Origin of the sequence: Propioniciclava sp. (assembly GCF_047602245.1) — a bacterium.
Lineage (GTDB): Bacteria > Actinomycetota > Actinomycetes > Propionibacteriales > Propionibacteriaceae > Propioniciclava.
This window is the reverse complement of the sequence record NZ_JASGHT010000001.1, coordinates 2,931,924-2,951,288: the sequence shown is the minus strand read 5'-3', so window position 1 is coordinate 2,951,288 and position 19,365 is coordinate 2,931,924. Positions and strand designations below refer to the sequence as shown.

General features: G+C 67.5%; 18 protein-coding genes, 1 pseudogene and 1 riboswitch. Of the genes and pseudogenes, 9 read left to right on the top strand and 10 right to left on the bottom strand.

Going from position 1 to position 19,365, the window contains the following annotated elements:
* Positions 1-150: 150 nt before the first annotated feature.
* Both QM708_RS14020 and QM708_RS14015 read right to left on the bottom strand, forming a co-directional pair.
* Positions 151-561 carry a VOC family protein gene (locus tag QM708_RS14020; RefSeq protein ID WP_415109782.1) on the bottom strand — a complete coding sequence of 137 codons (411 nt, stop codon included), beginning with the start codon at positions 559-561 and terminating at the stop codon, positions 151-153.
* A gap of 73 nt (positions 562-634) precedes the next feature.
* Positions 635-1,120: a peptide-methionine (S)-S-oxide reductase gene (locus QM708_RS14015; protein WP_415109779.1), complete on the bottom strand. Its 486-nt coding sequence runs from the start codon at positions 1,118-1,120 to the stop codon at positions 635-637.
* Between the two features lie 204 nt (positions 1,121-1,324).
* On the opposite strand from QM708_RS14015, the gene QM708_RS14010 reads away from it, so the two are divergent.
* Entirely contained in the window at positions 1,325-2,500 is a 1,176-nt protein-coding gene (locus QM708_RS14010; protein ID WP_415109777.1) for a papain-like cysteine protease family protein, read from the top strand.
* A gap of 174 nt (positions 2,501-2,674) precedes the next feature.
* On the opposite strand, the gene QM708_RS14005 is transcribed toward QM708_RS14010, so the two are convergent.
* Positions 2,675-3,556 carry an alpha/beta hydrolase gene (locus QM708_RS14005; RefSeq protein ID WP_415109774.1) on the bottom strand — a complete coding sequence of 294 codons (882 nt, stop codon included), beginning with the start codon at positions 3,554-3,556 and terminating at the stop codon, positions 2,675-2,677.
* A gap of 77 nt (positions 3,557-3,633) precedes the next feature.
* Between QM708_RS14005 and QM708_RS14000 the strand changes: the two genes are divergently transcribed.
* The 4 genes from QM708_RS14000 (at position 3,634) to QM708_RS13985 (ending at position 7,697) form a co-directional block, all read left to right on the top strand.
* A complete protein-coding gene (locus QM708_RS14000; RefSeq protein WP_415109772.1) occupies positions 3,634-4,128 on the top strand; it encodes a DUF1016 N-terminal domain-containing protein in 495 nt (164 codons plus the stop codon).
* 91 nt (positions 4,129-4,219) lie between these two features.
* Entirely contained in the window at positions 4,220-4,735 is a 516-nt protein-coding gene (locus QM708_RS13995; RefSeq protein ID WP_415109769.1) for a hypothetical protein, read from the top strand.
* Between the two features lie 63 nt (positions 4,736-4,798).
* Complete coding sequence (locus QM708_RS13990; RefSeq protein WP_415109766.1) at positions 4,799-5,677, top strand: hypothetical protein; 879 nt, start codon at positions 4,799-4,801, stop codon at positions 5,675-5,677.
* Positions 5,678-5,741: 64 nt separating this feature from the next.
* The gene (locus QM708_RS13985; protein ID WP_415109763.1) at positions 5,742-7,697 is read left to right on the top strand and encodes a hypothetical protein; all 1,956 of its coding nucleotides are present in this window, start codon (positions 5,742-5,744) and stop codon (positions 7,695-7,697) included.
* 42 nt (positions 7,698-7,739) lie between these two features.
* On the opposite strand, the gene ribE is transcribed toward QM708_RS13985, so the two are convergent.
* The 5 genes and pseudogenes from ribE to QM708_RS13960 form a co-directional block, all read right to left on the bottom strand.
* Entirely contained in the window at positions 7,740-8,213 is a 474-nt protein-coding gene (gene ribE / locus QM708_RS13980) for a 6,7-dimethyl-8-ribityllumazine synthase (RefSeq protein ID WP_415109760.1), read from the bottom strand.
* 16 nt (positions 8,214-8,229) lie between these two features.
* Positions 8,230-9,420 (bottom strand): bifunctional 3,4-dihydroxy-2-butanone-4-phosphate synthase/GTP cyclohydrolase II, encoded by a 1,191-nt coding sequence (locus QM708_RS13975; RefSeq protein WP_415109757.1) that lies wholly within the window; start codon positions 9,418-9,420, stop codon positions 8,230-8,232.
* Between the two features lie 16 nt (positions 9,421-9,436).
* A pseudogene (locus QM708_RS13970) lies at positions 9,437-10,074 on the bottom strand (riboflavin synthase).
* A complete protein-coding gene (gene ribD, locus QM708_RS13965; protein ID WP_415109755.1) occupies positions 10,056-11,156 on the bottom strand; it encodes a bifunctional diaminohydroxyphosphoribosylaminopyrimidine deaminase/5-amino-6-(5-phosphoribosylamino)uracil reductase RibD in 1,101 nt (366 codons plus the stop codon). The pseudogene QM708_RS13970 and the gene ribD overlap by 19 nt, the downstream one beginning before the upstream one ends.
* Before the next feature lie 221 nt (positions 11,157-11,377).
* A riboswitch (FMN riboswitch) is annotated at positions 11,378-11,493 on the bottom strand.
* A gap of 114 nt (positions 11,494-11,607) precedes the next feature.
* Positions 11,608-12,501, bottom strand: a complete 894-nt coding sequence (locus QM708_RS13960; RefSeq protein WP_415109752.1) for a LysR family transcriptional regulator — start codon at positions 12,499-12,501, stop codon at positions 11,608-11,610.
* A 71-nt stretch (positions 12,502-12,572) separates the two neighbouring features.
* Between QM708_RS13960 and QM708_RS13955 the strand changes: the two genes are divergently transcribed.
* Entirely contained in the window at positions 12,573-13,574 is a 1,002-nt protein-coding gene (locus QM708_RS13955; protein WP_415109749.1) for a DMT family transporter, read from the top strand.
* On the opposite strand, the gene QM708_RS13950 is transcribed toward QM708_RS13955, so the two are convergent.
* Positions 13,504-14,274 (bottom strand): DeoR/GlpR family DNA-binding transcription regulator, encoded by a 771-nt coding sequence (locus tag QM708_RS13950; RefSeq protein WP_415109746.1) that lies wholly within the window; start codon positions 14,272-14,274, stop codon positions 13,504-13,506. The two genes, QM708_RS13955 and QM708_RS13950, sit on opposite strands and share 71 nt — an antisense overlap.
* Before the next feature lie 162 nt (positions 14,275-14,436).
* Here QM708_RS13950 and QM708_RS13945 point away from each other — a divergent pair, with 162 nt between their 5' ends.
* The 3 genes from QM708_RS13945 to QM708_RS13935 are packed head-to-tail and all read left to right on the top strand — an operon-like array spanning position 14,437 to position 18,101.
* Positions 14,437-15,723, top strand: coding sequence for a four-carbon acid sugar kinase family protein (locus QM708_RS13945; RefSeq protein WP_415109743.1), 1,287 nt, complete (start codon positions 14,437-14,439; stop codon positions 15,721-15,723).
* A gap of 4 nt (positions 15,724-15,727) precedes the next feature.
* Positions 15,728-16,795: a 4-hydroxythreonine-4-phosphate dehydrogenase PdxA gene (gene pdxA / locus QM708_RS13940; protein WP_415109740.1), complete on the top strand. Its 1,068-nt coding sequence runs from the start codon at positions 15,728-15,730 to the stop codon at positions 16,793-16,795.
* Positions 16,796-16,850: 55 nt separating this feature from the next.
* Complete coding sequence (locus QM708_RS13935) at positions 16,851-18,101, top strand: MFS transporter (RefSeq protein ID WP_415109737.1); 1,251 nt, start codon at positions 16,851-16,853, stop codon at positions 18,099-18,101.
* A 234-nt stretch (positions 18,102-18,335) separates the two neighbouring features.
* On the opposite strand, the gene QM708_RS13930 is transcribed toward QM708_RS13935, so the two are convergent.
* A complete protein-coding gene (locus QM708_RS13930) occupies positions 18,336-19,286 on the bottom strand; it encodes a GDSL-type esterase/lipase family protein (protein WP_415109734.1) in 951 nt (316 codons plus the stop codon).
* Positions 19,287-19,365: the final 79 nt, after the last annotated feature.

Sequence of the window (19,365 nt, the reverse complement as noted above, 5' to 3'; positions counted from 1 at the left end):
AGCCAAAAGACTGGTAGCCAGAGCCACCGCGCTGCTACGCTAAAGACATACCACCCGGCCCCTCTGGGGCCGGGTTTTTCTCGTCTCAAGAAGGAGCAGAGGCCGAGAATGCCGACGTCGAATAGCCCTCGGCCTACCCGTGAGGGCAAGTCAGGGCGCAGACTCCTCCGATGGCGCTGTCTTGATGCCCCACCGGTAGCCGTCGGGGTCTGCGCAAATGGCGTAGGACTGGCCCCAGGGCATGTTGGTCAGTTCCTGCAGTACCTGGCCACCGCTCGTTCGGATGACCTCGACGAACCCGACGGCATCGGTGCGCCCATCGAAGGTGATGTCGATAGTGGTTGAACCCGGGCCCGATGCCGGCGCGGAAGAGTCCCACCAGCGTGCAAACTCTGCCGTGTGGAGCCCGACCGGCGCGAATCCGGCTGTGACTTCCCATGCGCGAGGAGTCTCGTCACCCGGCGTCACGATCGAGCGTAGCTGGCAACCTAACGCCGCGTAGAAGGCGCGGCTTCGGTCCAAGTCAGCGACGATGAGATTGATCTGTGTCACACCAACCATGCGTCAAGAGTACTTTCGAGACCCGGATCCCTGGGCCTGACTGCATCCGGTGCGACCACAGCGGTGCTCGATGTCAGGCGGTGTTCGTCGTGTATTTGCCCAGCAACGCCCGCGGGAGGTGGCAGGAGTCGCCGGGGAATCGCGCCAGCCGGTCCTGGTGCTCGTCGGCGCTTCTCACGTAGTTCGTCAGCGGCAGGACTTCGACGACGATCTGCCCAGAATCGGGCCTGCCCTCGATGAACGCCCGCGCCAGGTCCAGATGACGAGGATCCTCGGAGTAGACGCCGGTCCGGTACTTCTCCCCCACGTCCGGTCCCTGTCTGTTCACGCTGTACGGGTCGATGATCTCGAAGAAGTAGGCCATCAGATCGCCCACGGTGACGGCGTCCGGATCGAAGCGGGTACGCACGCATTCGGCGTAGCCGTCGTAGTCTCCGTCCAGCATCGGGCTGGTGCCGTTGGCTCGTCCGGCCTCGGTGAAGACCACGCCGGGAAGGGTCTTGATGAACGCCTGCACACCCCACAGGCACCCGCCGGCGAAGTAGATCTCCTGGCTCATCGACACCTCCACCGGACGGTTCCTGCTCCCTGCTCGACGCGCATGTTCGCTCGGGCCAACGCTAGCCAGTCCGCCAGGACTTTGCCTCGGGCAGCCGACAGTGAAGCGCGAAGAGTGCGGTCCACGCCGGACCATGTATCACCATCGGGCCCTCGCCCTCCTTCACCACAGAGCCCCTCGGCTCTGCTATTGGAGGTTTGTGCAATGAACATCGAAGACATCGCCGAGTCTGCAACGGTCCCCTATACGACCGCGCTCAAGGAGTTCGACTGGTGGGGGTTCCCCTTCCAGAGCAAGCAGCTCAGCTTCACCATGCAGGCCCAGCTCGCCTCGAACTGGTGCTGGGCAGCCACGGCCAGCAGCGTGTCGCGCTTCTTCTGGTCTTGGAGCACTTGGGCACAGTGCACGATCGCGAATGCCGAATTGGGGCGCAACGACGCCTGCAATTCGCCGATCCCGTCCGGCGCCAACGTGCCCTGGTATCTCGACAGGTCACTGGCCCGCACCAACAACTTCGTCTCGATCCACTCCGGGCCGGCGTCGTTCGCGACGATCCGCGCCGAGATCGACGCCGGCCGTCCGGTCGGTGCCAGAATCGGGTGGAGCGGTGGCGGCGGCCACTTCATGGTGATCTATGGCTACGCGAAGTGGCTGAACACCGAATGGGTGTACATCGACGACCCGATCTACGGCAAGAGCCAACTCACCCTGAGCAACTTCACCAACAACTACCAAGGGAGCGGCACATGGACGCACTACTACCTCACCAAGAGCTTCCGTCTTTGGTGGTGGCCTAACGTGACGCTGAACGACCGAGTCTTCACGAAGCTCTGGGAGGCACGCGAGCATCTGCACCTGGCCGCGGCCACGGATCCCGCGCATGTGCGGCAGTCCGCCGGCGAACGGCCGTCCGAACCTGACCAGGCCCGGTTCGGGCTCACCCAGCCGACCTTCGCGCTGGGACTGGATCAGCTGCTGTCCGGCGAGAACACCGACCCGAAGCCGGTGGGCCTGCGCGTCTTCGAGACCCTGGACGGCAAGCCGGTGGCGTTCTACGACGTGGACGACGCCGACGAGGGCGCCGTGCGCGCGGCCTCGCAGTCAGAGACGCGCTTGGACGCCTTCGCCTCGGCGATCGGCGTCGCGGCGCCCCAGGTCACCGGCGGCGGCGAGGGCACCGAGACCCGCATCCTGCAGGTCCCCGCCCTCAACTTCGAGGCGTTCTGGGTCGTGCAGGGCGAGGACGAGTCGGTGCTGGTTCCGTTGCTGGGCGCCGCGGGGCTCGAGCCGGGGCAGTCCTATCCGCTCCAGGATGCGCTGGACAAGTTGCGCGAGGCCGCCCAGCCGTTCGCCGGCATGGACGACACCATGGGCGCCTAACAGCTCACCTCCCGGAGGCCCGATCCGGGACGAGACCCACTCTCGCGCACAAGTTGCACCCACGCGCACGAAATATCGTGCGCAACCGTACAACTCGTGCGCGAGAGTGTGGGCTCCTTCTTACCCGTCCCGCCGGGCAGTCCCCCTGACCGCCGCGGGAGCGCCGCTGGCCGGTCAGGCGAAGGCGCGGTCCAGAAAGTCGTTGACCAGGGCGATGTAGCCCGGACGGTCGGCGAAGTAGCCACCGCAATGCTCGGCGCCGTCAAAGGTCACCGACTCGGTCGCTCCCGGCCCGGCCGCCTCGGCGAGCAGGACCATATGCTCGTACGGAATGACCTGATCGGCGGTGCCGTGCAGCAGCAACATCGGCCGGGGCGCGATCGCGGCGATCCGGTCGACCGGCCGCACCTCGTCGAACGAATAGCCGCGCACCGCGCGGTTGAGCAGGTTCGCGGCGGGGACGACCGCGCCCGGCAGTCGGTATTTGGCGTAGGCAGCGGCCACCACGTCGCTCATCATCGCGAACGCCGAGTCCGCCACCACCGCCTCGATCCGGTGATCCTCGGCGGCGGCGAGGATGGTGGCGGCCGCACCCATCGAGAAGCCGACCACGGCGATCCGGGCTTCCGGGCAACGCCCGCGCACCAGATCGACGGCGGCGCGCACGTCGCGCTGCTCGAAATGCGAAAGCGACTGCGGACCGTCCCCGGAATCACCATTGCCGCGGAAGTCGAAGAGCAGCACGCTGTGCCCGGCGCGCCACAGCCCCGAGCCGATCCCGAGCATGTCGGCCTTGGTGCCGCGGTGGCCGTGGCAACAGATCACGACCGTCTCCGCATCGGACGCCTCCAGCCACCATCCGGCAAGCCGGACGCCGTCGTCCGCGGTGAAAGTGACGTCCTCCGACGGCGCCCCCACCTCGAACGGGGAGAACCCGTACTGCAGCGCCGGCCGGTACCTGCCGTTGAGCTTGAACACGGTGGCGCCCGCCACCGCGCCGACCCCGATCCCCACACCTGCCAGCACACGCGCCGCCGCACCAAGAGCCCTACTCACTCCTGCAACCCTACGCCGCCCCCGGTGACTGACCAGAGTTGGCTCGACGACCCGGCATTCGACATCCGAGGCCCTGAATGGGCCGTGCGGGATACGACCAGGAGATTGTTGCGACGTTGTCGCAACAATTGACGCTTCGCTTCGGCCGAGGGTTCGACAGGGCCAATCCGCATCGGATGATCAAGTTCGCACAGCTGTTCCCAGACCCGGAGATTGTGGCCGCGCTGGGGCAACAATTGAGTTGGACTCACTTCAAGACTCTCCTGCCCGTGCGCAGCCCCGAAGCGCGGGCCTTCTACATCGACCAGGCTGTCGGAGCACGTCTGAGCGTCCGTGCGCTACGTGAGCTCATCGGACGCCAGGGCTTCGAGCGCAAAAGAGATCGCCGATGCCCAGGCCCTCGGGGCAACGGATGGACGTTCGTCGCGCGCCAGAAGCGGATGACCATCGACAACGACGACTTCTACCTCGCCCCCCAAGGCCGAACTTCAGGCGCGAATCCGAGAGATTTACCGGACCGCACAGGAGAGGATCACCAGGAAACGGCTCGCCGCATCCAACGAAGACGCTGACGAGTAGGCGCGAACACCGTCTGACCATGCACCCTGTGGGGTACGCTGATCTTTATTGAGAATGGTTCTCAACTTAGAGAGTGGTGTCATCATGCCCAGCACACAAGCGCCGAGCAGTCCGGATCTGGCCGGACGGCTGCAGACCCAAGCGATCATCGCGTGGGTGGTGACCGCCGTCGGCACGGTCACCTTCCATCTGCTGCACCTGTATGCCGCGGTCGGCGAGGTTGCGGCGCTCGCGGACGGCCACGGCCACGACCATGCGCACGATCACGGCGAAGGCGGCGGGCACTTGGACTTCTACACGAGCCTGACCGATCACAACTCCGGTTCGGCCTGGCAGCTGGTCATCTTCCTCGCCCTGATGGTGATTCCGCCTGCCATCGGGCTGGCGTACGCCACGAAGGCCGGCGCGATCATCATGATGGCCACCGGCTTGATCCACGCGTTGGCCATGTCCCTGGATGGGTTCGCCCACGGCCTCGGCGAGGGCGCCTGGTCGACCCTCGCCCTGACACTCGTGGCCATCCTCACGCCTGCGGCCATCGCCACGATCAGGAACATCCAGTGGCTCCGAGCTTTCCCCACCCACGGAGCGGCCGCTTAGCGGCCGCGAGGACGATTCCGCCAAGCGCCGGGCGAGCCCTATCCCGCTCCGTACAGTGGTGCCGTGACGAAGCGAGCCGGTCGCGCGTGGGCGATCGTCGACCGTGGCACCCGCCTGTGGTGGCAGGCATGGGGCCGCAGGATCGATGACGTGGAATGGCTTGACCGGTCGGTGGCCGTCCGCGGCCTTGGCGGCGAGGGATGGCTGGACGAGCTTCGAGGGTCGGGACGAGTCCGGGACGACATTCCCGGCAACGGGATCCTGCCTGATCTCGGCGTCCTCGACAGCGCCGGATTCCGCGCCGCGGACCTGCACCCACTCGTTCGGGACTTCTACGAACACACCAGCCTCTGGGATATGGATGTCCGCATCGTCTGGTCACGATGGTTCGCTTTCGGTGGCTGGCTCATCGAGCGCTTCTTCGGCCGGCGGGTGCAACAGCTGGCCATCCCGGTGACGCCGGGGCGGTCCTCGCGCAGCATGTCCTCGTCGGTCAGCGCAGTGTTTGATGACAAGGGACGACGCGAGGCGTCCGCGTGGACGCGCCGCCTCGTCGCCACCGGCGAATGCGTCTACAGCGGGCGCTACGCCACGAAGCCAAGCCCCATCGACCAGACGCCACTGGTGCATACCACCTTCCCGCTCGAGGACGGCAACATCCAGGTGCTCCTCACCCCGAGCGTCGAGGATGACGGTTCGCTGCGTCTGTCCTCGCCGGCCGGTGGCTTCGGCGAGCCGGGCGCCTATGCCGTCGTCCGGAATCCGCGCCGCGACACCTGGCACGCCGCCAGGCTCCCCCTGCACGAGGAGTTCCGCGTGTATGTGGACGCCTCCGGCGCCCTCCGCACCGTTCATGACCTCCGGCTCTGGCGCGCGGGAGTGCTACGGCTCAGCTATGAGATGAGGCGACGACGATCAGGATCGGTCGCGATGCAGGGGTAGCCGGGCGGTGACCATCCCGTGCGCCGGATGCCGCCACCGACGACGAGACCACTAGGGTTCACGCGTGGCCCTACGCACCCATGACCTCAGCAGCTCGCACGACTCACGGCGCTCGGCGGACTGGATGGTCACCGGTGGGGCGGGGCTCCTGGGGACGGCGGCGGTCGCAGCCCTGGCCGCGAACGGGATCATCACCGGGATTCCTGCCCTCCTGATCGGCGCGGTTGCGCTCGTGCTGATCCCCAGCGTCCGGCATCTGTCCGGGCGAGTGTTCGTCAATGGCGTCCTGCTGTGCGCGATCGCCTATCTGACCTGGATGATCCCGCTGCCGCCGATCGGGATCACCCGGGGAGGGCTGCTGCTCAGCGTGATGGCCGGGCTGGTCTGCGGAGCGATCGCGGCCCGGCGCCGCGGGCTGACCCGGGTGCGCGTCCTTCCGGCCGTCGCCGATGTGGACGCCGTGATGGCGGTGCTGGCGACGATCACCTCATTGGCCTCGCTGACCTATTGGCTCAGGGCCTGGACGCCGGAACTCGCCTACGGGCTGCTCACCGGCCCCTGGGACAACTCCTCGCACTACTCCATGGTCATGGTCATGCACCGGTACCAGAACATCCTGTTCAACCTGGGGCCGTCCGCCGACGGGACGCCGTACTCCTTCTATACCTATCCGGCCGGCTACCACGCCGTGGCGGCGTCGGTGATGGATCTCCTCGCCGGCACACCGGGCCCGCATCCGGTCGCCTTCGTGATGACCGCCGCGATCGTGCTGGCGGGCGGGTACTTCATCGTGGCGGCGGGGATCGCCAACCTGCCCGTCATCCGCCGCGCGGGAGTGTGGGGGTACTTCGCGATCAGCGTCGGCGTCGGCGTCCTCGGCTTCGGCCCCGGCATGATCGCCCCCAGTGACGGGCACTACAACTTCAGCTTCGCCATCATCATGGTGATCGCAGCCTCCCTGGCCGCGATCAGGATGCGCCGGTTGTTCAATCCGCTTCAGGCCAGCACCGTGCTGGCCGCCGCTCTGTGCGCGGGCGGCGCCTGGCTGCCGATGGGCATGCTCGCCGCCGGGCTGTCGCTGATCGCGCTGGTGCCCTGGCAGCGCAACCGGCTGGTGGGGACGACCGCGGAGCGGGCCTGGGTCGGCTTGGTGGCCTTAGTCGTGCTGGCGGCGACGGTGGTGACGATCGCTTCGCAGTACATGCTCGGGACGACGGTGGGCCACCTGGCCACGGCCGGGGGCGGGCTGGTCGCCGCCAGCGCCGTGCTGCCGCCCACCACCGCGGCGCTGCTGGGCCTGCTCAGCCTGGCGATCCGGACGCCGGACAGCCGTATCGCCCAGCGGCCGAGCGTCCGCCGGGCGGCCTGGATCAGCCTGCTGCTGATGGGGCTGATCGTCGTCTACTCCGTGGTCGAGGCGATCATCGTCACCTATGCCGGCCAAGCGCGGCCCAGCTACTACCCGCAGAAAGCGCTCAACGGCATCACCACGGTGGCCATGGTGATCGCCGGTGTGATGATGGCGATCGTCGCCTCCGACCGGGTGCCGCTGCCCGGAACTCGGCCCTCCTCGCGGCGGGCGATCGCGGCGCTGATGTGCACGATCGGCATCCTTCCGCTGGCGCTGTCGCACACGACGATCTTCTCCCGCAACGGCCTGGGCGACACCTCCGCCCGGGTCTTCGGGGGCCTCCCCGCACGTCCTGACCTCGTTGCCGCGTGCCACGCCGCGCTGAAGGTGCCCGTTCATCAGGCGGCCATCATCGCCAGCGGACGCGAAACGGACACCCTGATCTGCGCGGACGGCCGCGGCACCCAGTCGTGGGAAACCTGGGACATCAACGAGGTGACGAAGAAGCTGACCGGCCACGAACTGGTCCGTGCGGCCCGGCCGTGGCTGGACGGCGGCACCGCCGTGCTCGTCGTCGCTCCTGAATCGCTCGACCGGTACCGGCGCCTGGTGGGGACCGGGTCGGACCAGAAGGTCATCGCCTGGGAGGATCCCCCAGCCCGTCGCTGAGCGGCATCGGCCACGGTCGTGCGGCCGCGCTCGCGCCCGGGTTCATGCGCTGCGGACGCTGCGCAGCAGGTTCACCATCTCGATGGCACCCACCGCGCAGTCGAAGCCCTTGTTGCCCGCCTTGGTGCCGGCGCGCTCGATCGCCTGCTCGATGCTCTCGATGGTCAGCACGCCGAACATCACCGGAATGTCGTTGGCGAGCGACACGGTCGCGATGCCCTTGGCCACCTCATTGCAGACGTAGTCGTAGTGGGTGGTGCTGCCCCGGATCACGGCACCCAAACAAATCACCGCGTCATACCGGCCGCTCTTCGCCATGGCCGAGGCGATCAGCGGAATCTCGAAGGCTCCGGGCACCCAGGCCGTCTCGATGCTGGACTCATCGACGCCGTGACGCGTGAGGGCGTCGAGTGCTCCGGACAGTAGTTTGCTGGTGATGAACTCGTTGAACCGCGCCGCGACGATGCCGACACGGATGCCGTGGGCGACGAGGCCGCCCTCGAAGCTCTTTGTCATTCGTTTTCTCCTTTGATCAGTACTGTAGAAGGTGGCCCATTTTTTCTTGCTTGGTCTTGAGGTAGAACAAGTCACTTTCGGTTGCCTCGACCTGGATCGGGAGACGCGCCGACACGCTCATCCCTGCCCTGGAGAGCTGATCGACCTTGTCGGGATTGTTGGTCAGCAACCTCAGCGTCTCGACGCCGAGATCGCGCAGAATCTGGGCTCCGATGAAATACTCGCGAGAGTCGCCGGGGAATCCGAGGGCGAGGTTCGCCTCCAGCGTGTCCATGCCTCGATCCTGCAGGGCGTAGGCGTGCAGTTTGTTGATCAGTCCGATGCCACGCCCCTCTTGGCGCAGATAGAGCAGGACGCCTCGTCCCTCGTCCTGGATCCGGCGCATGGCCGTCGCCAACTGGTCTCCGCAGTCACAACGCGCCGAACCGAAGGCGTCCCCGGTCAAGCACTCGGAGTGCACGCGGCACAGCACGTCACGCCCATCACCGAGGTGGCCGGCGACGAGCGCGACATGATGCTCGTCAGTGAGTTGGTCGACGTAGCCATGGGCCACGAAGTCGCCGTACTCGGTGGGCATCACGGTGGACGCCACCCGCTTCACGAGCCGGTCGTGCCGTTGGCGGTACTCCTGAAGATCCCGGATACTCACCATGGTCATCTGCCAGGTCGCAGCCAGCGCGGCCAGTTCGGGACCACGCATCATGGTGCCGTCCTCGCGCATGATCTCGCAGCAGAGCCCGCACTCTTTCAGTCCAGCCAATCGCAGCAGATCGACCGTCGCTTCGGTGTGACCACTACGCTCCAGAACGCCGTTCCTCCGTGCACTCAGTGGGAACATGTGACCGGGGCGACGGAAATCGGACGCGCGGGAATCGTCTTGAGCGCACATCATCGCGGTGTGGCTGCGTTCGGCGGCGGAGATACCGGTCGTCGTGTCGACGTGGTCCACCGAAACCGTGAAGGCCGTCTCGTGATTGTCCTGGTTGTCGAGCACCATCGGTGTGAGCTGCAGCGCGCAGCACCGTTCGGCGCTCATGGGCATACAGATCAGCCCTCTCCCGTGGGTGGCCATGAAGTTCACCACGTCTGCGGTGGCGAACTCGGCAGCACAGACGAAGTCACCTTCGTTTTCCCTGTCCTCGTCATCGATGACCAGGACGATCTTTCCCTCACGCAGGTCGTCCAGCGCGCGCTCGATCGAGTCCATCCGAACCTTCCCTTCTCTAGAATCCGTGTTCCGCCAGGAATCCGGCGGTGATACCGCTCCCCCGTGGCACCTCACCCAGCAGGCGCGCGACGTATTTCCCGATGCAGTCGTTCTCCAGATTCACCGCGTCCGAGATACGCAGGCCCGGCAGGATGGTGGACGCCGCGGTATGCGGTATCACGGAAACGCTGAAGTCGTTCGCCGTCACGGCGGCGACCGTGAGACTGATTCCGTCGACGGCGATCGATCCCTTTTCCAGGACGAGCCGGAGAATGTGCGGGTCCGCGGCGATCGTGAACCAGATCGCGTTGTCGTCGCGCCGGCGCCTGATCAGCTTTCCGGTGCCGTCGATATGACCCGAGACGATATGCCCGCCGAACCGTCCGTCGGCGCGCAGTGCGCGTTCGAGATTCACCGGACTTCCTGGCCGGAGCCGGCTAGAGTGGACCGGTCCAGCGTCTCGTGCATCACGTCGGCGGCGAAACCGCCGGCCGTGATGTGCGCCACGGTGAGGCAGACGCCGTTCACGGCAACGCTGTCGCCCAGGTAGATGTCCTCGCCGATCCGCGGAGCACGAATCGAGAGGACGGCCGACCTCGCGCCCTTCGTCACGCGCTCGACCACTCCGACCTCTTCTACGATTCCGGTGAACACGCCAGCACCTCACTGTCGAGAAGAAGGTCGTCGCCCAGCCTGCTGATCGCGGGCGGGCCCAGCCGGACGGCAGCCCCCGGCTCCGCCACCCCGGCACCGCCGACCGGCGTCATCGCGCGCCCGCCGAAGATCTTGGGCGCGACGTATGCCTGGACGCGATGGACGACGCCGCTGCGCAGCGCCGACCAATTCAGCGTGCCGCCTCCTTCGAGGAGCAGACTGTCCACCTCACGCTCGCCCAACGCACGCATCAGCGCAGCCAGATCGATGTGGTCGCCGTCGCGGGGAACCACCATCACGCCGCAGCCGGCCGCCCGATAGGGACGATGACGGTCGGCGTCGGCGACAGCGGTCGCGATGACGGTGGGGACATCCCCGCTGGTGGCGACCACGGCAGCCGTTTCCGGGGTTCTGAGATGGGTGTCGCAGACAACGCGCAGCGGGTTACGTCCGCCCTCGATGCGGCAGGTCAGCAACGGATCGTCGGCGAGCACCGTGCCGACGCCCACCATGATGGCGGAGTGACGAAGCCGGTCCTGGTGTACCTGAAGCCGGGCGGCCTCGCCGGTGATCCACCGCGACAATCCGGACGCTGTGGCGATCTTGCCGTCCATCGTCATGGCGTACTTCATCACCACATAGGGCGTGCGGTGCTGGATGAAGTGGAAGAAGCTCCGGTTCACCTCGTCGCAGGCGCCGCGTTCGACATCCTGGACGACCTCGACGCCCTGCGCACGCAACGCTTCCACGCCCTTGCCCGCGACGAGCGGATTGGGATCGCGTGAGCCGATCACCACCCGGGCGATGCCGCTGGCCAGCATGGCCTCCGTACACGGCGGCGTCCTGCCCTCATGGCAGCAGGGCTCGAGTGTCACGTACAAGGTGGCGCCGACCGGTGAGGCCGCACAGTCCGTCAGCGCGCGGCGTTCGGCATGGGCCTGCCCGCACCGTGCGTGGTAGCCCTCACCGATGATGCGGCCGCCCTTGACGACCACCGCACCCACCAGGGGATTGGGGTTGACCCACCCGCAACCTCGCTTCGCGAGTTCGATCGCCCGGCGCATGTACTGCTCGTCGCCCATCATCACCTCCAAGAAAGTCGCCCAGAAACGTCGGGGCCGAAGAGGGAACGATGAGCGGCGACCGCGAAACCTCGCGTCACAGAAAATGCCTTGAACAATATGTGTTCAAGGCATACAACTCATCAAGCCCGCGACTACACGACACGGACCCCGACAAAAAACCCCGAAATGCATCAGCATTTCAGGGCGTCACGTCGGCGTCCGCGCACGAGCGCGAACTCACTCATCTTCTACTATCAGACTCTCACTGTCGGCTCCGGAATCTAACCGGATCATCACCTTGCGGTTCGTGGGCTCTACCACCGATCGGGAATTACACCCTGCCCCGAAGATTTATTTATTTGTCTTCGCCAAGTTAGCAGCACCCCGAAAGCGTGTCAAAGCGGCGGCCCCACCTGCCGCCACGCAGCGTGGCTCTCGCCACGATCGCCGATGGGCGGACCGGGGCGGCTCAAGGCCGGGCAGCGAGGGCGACCAGTGAATCGAGCACACCCCGGACGGCGCGGCGATGCAGCGCCTCGGGGCGGGCGAGGGCGTCGATCTGCCGGGCCAGCGGAAGGTCGGCAACCGGCAGCAGCACGACGCCATCAAGGCCGGCGTGACCCCTGGTGTACCGGGGCATCAGTCCGATCGCCTGGCCGGTGCGGACGATGGTCGCCGCCACGAAGAACTCGTTGACCCGGTGCGCGATGTCGAGCGGACGCCCGTGCCTGACGGCGATCGGCGCGAGCAAGTCGGCCAGGGGAAAGCCGTCGTGCACCGCGATCCAGCGTTCACCGGCCAGGTCCGCGATGCGCACGCTGTCGCGGCCGGCGAGCGGATGCGTGCGGGCGACCGCGACATCGAGAGGTTCGGTGAGCAGCGGGGTGACGACGAGCCGGTCATTCGGCCACGGGTCGCCGTGCGGCAGCCGGTGCGCGATCACGAGGTCGTGACTGAGAGCGAGGGCCGGGAACTCGGCGAACGAGACATCCTCGTCCGACAACCTCAGGCGCGGGCCGTCCGCCAGCGCCATGAGCAGTGGAGCGAACCAGCTGAGGCCCGCACTGTGGAACGCGGTGACGCTCACCTCGGCGTCCGGGTCGTCGAGGAAGTCATCCACCGCCGACGCCGCGTCGGCCATCGCGACCGCGACGCGTGTGCCCGCGGCTGCCAGCGCGCGCCCGGCGTCGGTCAGTTCGAGGCGGCGTCCGCGCTTGACCGTCAGCGGCGTCCGGAACCGGCGCTGCAGCGCGGCGAGGTGCTGCGACACCGCGGACGGGGTGACATAGAGCGCATCGGCGACCGCGGAGACACTCCCCCGTTCGCCGAGCTCGCGGAGCACGCGCAGCTCATGCAATTGCATAAGCCAATCCTAAATGGTTACTTCAGTAAGTGAAGATTGTTCTTTACGGTGGGCGAGCCCAGCATGGGAGCATGACCGACCGAAACGGACGCCGCACGCCCGCATCCGACGCGCTCTTGCTGGCGGTCGCGATGGTGTGGGGCGGCAGCTATCTGTCGGCCAAGAACCTGGTCGCAGCGGTGGACGCCGAGGTCGCGCTGGCGTTGCGCTACGCGATCGCCGCGATCGGGATGGTCGCATTCGTGGCGATCCGGCGGAGCGGACCCGCCGGCAGGCGCGCCGCGCTCGCCGCCCCAGACCCGGAACGCCGCATACTGTTCGTGGGAGCCAGCCTCGGCGTGAGCCAGGCTTGCGTGCTCTGGCTGGAGACGACCGGCGTGGGGCTGACCAGCTCCACGAACGCGGGGCTGCTGATCAGCCTCAGCCTGATCTTCACTCCACTGCTGGAGATGCTCGTCCTGCGCCGCCGCCTACCGCCGGCGTTCTATCTGCTAGCACTCGTCGCGATCACGGGGGCACTGCCGCTCGCCTCGCCGGGCGGCCTGCGCACCCCCGGTCCGGGCGACGCGCTCGTCCTGACCGCCGCCGTCGTCCGTGCCGGACACGTCACCGCGACCGCGCGGCTCTTGCGCCCCACCGACGACGTCGCGCTGATCGTCACCCTGCAGATGGTCACCGGCGCCGCGATCGCGGCGATCCTCGCCGGGCCGCGACTGCCCCTCGCGTGGGGAACCATGGGGCCTGCGGCCTGGGGCGACGCGATCTACCTCGGCCTCGCCTGCAGCGTCTTCGCGTTCCTCGTCCAGGCGTGGGCCGTCGGCCGCACCTCGGCCGCTCGGGCGAGTCTGCTGATGGGCACCGAACCCGTGTGGGCGATCGCCGCCGGCGTCACGCTGGGCGGCGACCGGCTGGGTCTCGTCCAGATCCTCGGCGCCGTGCTGGTGGTGGCTGCCACGACCCTAGGAGCCCGTGTCGAGCGCCGCGCCCGGGAGGCCAGGAACGCTAGTCCGCCTCGATCACCCGGTGCCCCGCGGCACGCCAGGCCTCGATCGCCTCACGCGCGGACGCCGTGACCGGCGCCTCCGTAATCAGGCCCACCGACGTCGGCAACGGCACGAAGTAAGGGTGCCGGTGCCGCGCCGTCAGCTTGGTGTTGTCGAGCAGCACCCAGGTGGTGCGCGCGTTCTCCAGCGTCAGTGACTTCATCGCCTGGAGCTCCATGTCCGGACAGCTCAGCCCCCGCACCAGATCGATCGAGTCCGCCCCCAGGAACGCGACGTCCGGCGTCATCCGGGCGAGCTGCTGAGATGCCATCGAGCCCAGCAGCCGCCCGCCTCGCGGGTGCAGCACACCGCCGAGTACGACCACCTCCGCAGCCCCTTCGGCGAGCACCATCAAGCTCGGCAGGCTGGTGGTGGCCAGCGTGATGTCCGCACACCCGGCCAGCACCTCGGCAGCCTTCGCCACCGTGGTCCCGGCGTCCAGGAACACCAGCATCCCCGGCTCGACCTGCGCCGCCGCCGCCTGCCCGATCCGGCGCTTGGCCGCGGCATTGACCCGGTCTTTCTGGCGCCACGAGGGATCAGCCGGACGCGCGACGGCGCCACCGATCACCCTGAGGATCAGCCCTTCGGCCTCGAGATCGGCCAGATCGCGCCGCACGGTGGACTCGCTGACCTTGAGCGCCATCGCCAGTTCGGGGATCTCGTTCGGCTCGTCTCCGGATACCAGCTCGAGAAGGCGCTGACGACGCTCGCTCGTGGCCGACCTCACGGCTCGATCGCGGCTGGGCACCTCTCCTCCTGACAGTCGGGAGCGACTGCCGCCAAGGTAGCAGATGAAACCTTTACGCAAAACTACGGCGAGTAGTTGACATCAATGCGCAACTAGGCGCATGGTTGCTGCGTACGCCGATCACAGTCGAAGGAGACAGCAATGACGGCAGTCGTCATCATCGGGGATGACCTCACTGGCTCGAACGCGACCGGAGCCCTCTATGCCATGAGCGGGCTGCAGGTCGTCACGGTCGCCGACGTGGCGACGGCACACCGAACCGCCGACGTGGACGTGTTGGTCTTCAACACCGAATCCCGGCACCTCTCGGCGCGGGACGCCACCGCCCAAGTCGAGTCGGTGATGGACTTCGCGGCCCAGACCGGCGCCCAGATCGTGAAGCGCGTGGACACGACACTGCGCGGCAACATCGCGACCGAGGTGACCGCCGGCCTCGCCACGCTGCGGGCCAAGCGGCAGAGCGGTCGTCAAGTGGCGCTCATGGTGCCGGCCTTCCCCGCCTCCGGCCGCGTGACGGTGGGCGGGCGGCAGCTGGTGCAAGGCGTCCCGGTTGCGCGTTCGTGGGCGGCCACCGACCCCTTCACCCCGGTGCGGACCTCGCGCGTGGCGGGCCTGTTCGCCGACCAACCGGTGCGGACCGCCGAAATCGGGTTGGAGGAACTCGACGACCGGCTGGCCGAGCGGCTGGCGGTCGCGGCCCACGATGCGGATGTCGTCGTGGTCGACGCCTACTCCGACGAGGACATCCTCACCGTCGCGCAAGCAGCCCACCGGGTCGGCCTCGACAGCGACCTGGAATGGCTCGTGGTGGACACCGGACCGTTCGGCGTCGCCCTGTGCGCCAACCGAGGACTCGGCGGGGTGCGCACCGAACAGAACCCGCTCGTCCTGGTGGTCGCGGGCAGCCTGACCGATCAGACCCGCGAACAGCTCGACCGCCTAATATCGGCGACCGACACAGCACTGGTCACCGTCGACGCGCACCTCGACACGCCCGACAAGGTGGTCGATGCGCTGGCCGAAGCGGTCGCCGCCGGCCGTTCGGTGGTGGGCGTGCGCACCGCCCCCGTCACCGGACACCCCAACGCAGTGGATGCCGAACTCACCTTGCAGTTCCTCGCCGAGACGGCACGGGCGGCGATGACCAGGCTCGAACCGGCCGGCATCTACGCCACCGGCGGCGACGTCGCGATGACCGTGCTCGACGCCCTGGGCGGCGACGGGTTCCGGATTCTCAGCGAGGTGCTGCCCCTGGCCGTCATCGGCGAGGTCAGCGGCGGCCCCTACGACGGCACCGGCCTGGCGACCAAGGGCGGCCTGATCGGCGACGCCGACGCCGCCGTCCTCTGCGTGGCCGCGCTGCAACAGGCCTCACGACACTCCGCCGACGTGACGTTGGTGGATCCAGCCACTCAAGAAGGGAAGTAAGACGATGGGCGAGATTCAGACACCCGTCCTGGGCGTGACGGTAGGCGATCCTGCCGGCATCGGCCCCGAGATCAGCGTGGCGACGGTGATTCGCCCCGACCTCCGGTCGCAGGCACGCGCCGTCCTCTACGCCGACCCGAGCATCATCCAGCGGGCCATCGCGATCATCGGCGCACCGGCGCGAGTGCGCATCATCGATGATCCCGCCGAGGCAAGCACCGAGGCGTCCGTGGTCGACGTGATCGACATCGGCGTCGTGGCGGACGCCGCACAGGTCGAGTTCGGAAAGGTGCAGGAACTGGCCGGGCGCGCGGCCGTCGGTTCGATCGAAACCGCCGTGACCGACGCCCTCGCCGGCCGGACCGCGGGCATCGTCACCGCCCCACTCAACAAGGAGGCGATCTGGGCGACCGGCTCACAGTTCCTCGGCCACACCGAGATGCTGCAGGAACTGACCGGCGCGGAGAAGACCGACACCATGTTCGTCCTGGGCGAGCTGTGCACCTTCTTCGCCACCCGGCACATGTCGTTGCTGCAGGCGGTGCAATCGATCAAGCAGGATCTGCTGGTCGGTTCGATCAGCCGCGCACTGCGCGCCCTGCGCGTGTTCGGCTACCAGCGCCCCCGCCTGGCCGTCGCCGCCCTCAACCCGCACGGTGGTGAGAACGGCCACTTCGGCCGCGAGGAACTCGACGAGATCATCCCCGCCATCCAGCAGATCAACGCAGAGTCGGACGCCGGCGTGATCGGCCCGATCCCGGCCGACTCCGTCTGGCATCTGGGCCTCAAGGGCGCCTTCGACGGCATCCTCTCGCTGTATCACGACCAGGGGCACATCGCGACGAAGACCTACGACTTCGACCGGACCGTCTCGGTCACCGTCGGACTGCCGATCCTGCGCACGTCGGTCGATCACGGCACCGCCTTCGACATCGCCGGCACCGGCAGGGCCGCGCCGCAGACGATGATCTCCGCCTTCGAAGCAGGCATCCGGTTCTCCGCCCGCAACCAAGCCATCGCTGAGGCCTACCCCAGCAAACAACTCGTCTCCACACCGCCAGAGAGGAACTAGTCCCGTGTCCACTACCGCACCCGCACCAGCCGTACCTCAGAAGAGGTGGCTGTATGTGATCCCGGTCGCGGCGATCATGTACATGCTCGCCTACCTCGACCGGAACAACGTCGCGGTGATCCTGCCGTTCCTCGAGCAGGACCCGACCATGCATCTGTCCGTCGCCGACAAGGGCCTGGTCAGCGGCATCTTCTTCATCGGTTACATGTTCCTGCAGATTCCCGGTGCCGTCGCCGCCCAGAAATGGAGCGCGAAGAAGACCGTCCTGATCCTGATGATCACCTGGGGCCTGGCGGCGATGGCGTGTGGCTTCGTCGCCAACCGTGACCAGTTCCTCGTCGCGCGCTTCTTCCTCGGCGTCTTCGAAGGCGGCGTCTGGCCGGCCGTCCTGGTGCTGCTCGCCAGCTGGTTCCCGCTCGCTGAACGCGCCCGCGCCAACGCGCTGTGGATGCTGTGCCTGCCGCTGTCGTCGATCCTGATGGCGCCCCTGTCCGGCATCCTGCTGGAGTACTTCAGCTGGCGCACCGTGCTGATCATCGAAGGCGTCCCGCCGCTGCTGTGGGCCATCGTCTGGTGGTTCGCCGTCGCGGACGGCCCCAGCAAGGCCACGTGGGTGGATGCGCGGGAGCGCGACTACATCCAGAGCACGCTGGCCGCCGAAGAGGCCGCCAAGCCCGCCGTCGATCCCAAGGGCGGCTACCGCCGAGCGCTCAAGGACCGCCGCGTCCTGCTGATGATCGTCATCTACTTCTGCTGGATGACCGGCTTCTACGGCTTCAGCCTGTGGCTGCCGACCGTGCTGAAGCAGCTCACCGGCGGCTCCTCCACCGTGGTCGGCTGGCTCACCGCGATCCCGTACCTGATCGCCCTGGTCGCGATGGTGCTGGTATCGCGCTGGAGCGACCGGACCCAGAACCGCCGGCTGGCGGTCGCGGTGCCGCTGCTGGTGGGCGCCACCGCCCTCGTCCTGGGACAGATGATCTCGGTGCCGTGGATCAACATCGTGCTGCTGTGCGTCGCCGCGGTCGGCATCTACTCGCCGTACGGTCCCTTCTGGGCGATCCCGGCTGGGTTCCTGCGGATCGAGGTGCTGGCCTTCTCGATGGGGCTGATCAACGCGCTCGGCAACCTGGGCGGATTCCTCGGCCCGTACGCGGTCGGCTGGTTGCACGATGCCACCGGGAGCGACTTGGTCGGCTACCTGTCGTTGGCAGGCGTCCTTGTGCTCGGCGCCGTGCTGACCCTGGTGGGCGTGAAGACGCAAGCACCGGCCGCCAAGGAGCCGCAGCAGGCAGTGAGGGCCTGATCTGCGGACCCAGGGGTGGTGCCGTCCCGATTCCCGGGCGGCACCACCCCTTTCGTCCGCCCCTAATTCCCTGCTCTCAACACGCTGCCGGCCATCACCGCGTCCCCGTCCGGTCCGCCAGTGTGTGACCGAGCGTAGGCTCCGTGCTCACGCGTGAGAAGTTGTCGTCGCGCGCAGGCTGCAACATGCGCGCGACGACACGTAGATGCGCCAAGCGACGGAGCGTACGCTCCGTCAACCGTCGTGGACCGCGGACCGGGGACCCCACTGCGTCGCGATCACGAACGCCGCGATGTCACGATGGCCGTCCGCATCGGGATGCAGTCCGTCCGACAACACCTCGGTGCGATCGCGCAGAATCCCGTAGACGTCGATGAAATCCCGGTGCGTTTCGCCGGCCCAGCTGGACAGCCGCGCGTTTGTCTCCTCAAGCGCCGACGTGGCGAGTTCAGCCCCGAACTCGCCCGCAATCCTCTTCTCGTCGTTCCACAATGGCCCCATCACGACCGGACGGACTCCCGAGGACTCCAGTTGCCGCACGAGCGACTCAAGGCGTGCAACCACATCGTCCGGGCCGGCCTGGTCATGGATGAGGTCATTCACACCGCACGCGACGAGCACCGTGTCGCAGCGCCGGCGTCGCACCTCGTCAGCGGCGAAGACGCTCAGCTCTCGCGCGGTGATCCCAGGAATGGCCAGATTGAAGAACCGATGCTGTCGCTCGTTCGCACCGATATGGACGGTCGCGACCTCATGCGCCCAGCCGCCCCGCTCATCGGTGCGTCCATAGGCGATCGAGTCGCCGACGAGCCCGATGCGCTGAGCGACCGCAAGCGGCCGCGCATCGACGTACGCCCACACCATCCCGCGCCCGGCGGTCATCACGCGGCGTCGCGCGTAGGCGGAAACCTCGTACTCGTCGGCCGCCCCGAGTTCCTCATCGGTCAACGCGAGGATTCCGCCGGCCACTTCCTGCTCCTCGTCGCGCACCAACCCGCGATGAACGGCCAGACCACTCAGGCGCACCACGTCAGGATCGTCGATCGGCACGTCCGTGATGCCATGCCCCACCAGCGAGTCCGGGATCACCGGCACCTGGCGCGAGAACAGCTCCTGCTGCACCTGCGGATCAAGCAGCGTCCCGAACGAAAACACCAGATGGGCAGGACCAGGCTCCTCAAACATGCACCCGATGCTAGAGCGCCGAGCCCCCTCCGACGTGACGGAGCGTACGCTCCGCGAGCCACGGAACCTACGCTCCGCT

Bases quoted from the DNA above. Each gene is read 5' to 3' on its own strand.
- ribD (WP_415109755.1), bottom strand. From the start codon at position 11,156: ATGGGCGACGAGCAGTACATGCGCCGGGCGATCGAACTCGCGAAGCGA.
- QM708_RS14000 (WP_415109772.1), top strand. From the start codon at position 3,634: ATGGGCCGTGCGGGATACGACCAGGAGATTGTTGCGACGTTGTCGCAA.
- QM708_RS14010 (WP_415109777.1), top strand. From the start codon at position 1,325: ATGAACATCGAAGACATCGCCGAGTCTGCAACGGTCCCCTATACGACC.
- ribE (WP_415109760.1), bottom strand. From the start codon at position 8,213: ATGACAAAGAGCTTCGAGGGCGGCCTCGTCGCCCACGGCATCCGTGTC.
- QM708_RS13975 (WP_415109757.1), bottom strand. From the start codon at position 9,420: ATGGACTCGATCGAGCGCGCGCTGGACGACCTGCGTGAGGGAAAGATC.
- QM708_RS13955 (WP_415109749.1), top strand. From the start codon at position 12,573: ATGACCGACCGAAACGGACGCCGCACGCCCGCATCCGACGCGCTCTTG.
- QM708_RS13945 (WP_415109743.1), top strand. From the start codon at position 14,437: ATGACGGCAGTCGTCATCATCGGGGATGACCTCACTGGCTCGAACGCG.
- QM708_RS13995 (WP_415109769.1), top strand. From the start codon at position 4,220: ATGCCCAGCACACAAGCGCCGAGCAGTCCGGATCTGGCCGGACGGCTG.
- QM708_RS13960 (WP_415109752.1), bottom strand. From the start codon at position 12,501: ATGCAATTGCATGAGCTGCGCGTGCTCCGCGAGCTCGGCGAACGGGGG.
- QM708_RS14015 (WP_415109779.1), bottom strand. From the start codon at position 1,120: ATGAGCCAGGAGATCTACTTCGCCGGCGGGTGCCTGTGGGGTGTGCAG.
- QM708_RS13930 (WP_415109734.1), bottom strand. From the start codon at position 19,286: ATGTTTGAGGAGCCTGGTCCTGCCCATCTGGTGTTTTCGTTCGGGACG.
- QM708_RS14020 (WP_415109782.1), bottom strand. From the start codon at position 561: ATGGTTGGTGTGACACAGATCAATCTCATCGTCGCTGACTTGGACCGA.
- pdxA (WP_415109740.1), top strand. From the start codon at position 15,728: ATGGGCGAGATTCAGACACCCGTCCTGGGCGTGACGGTAGGCGATCCT.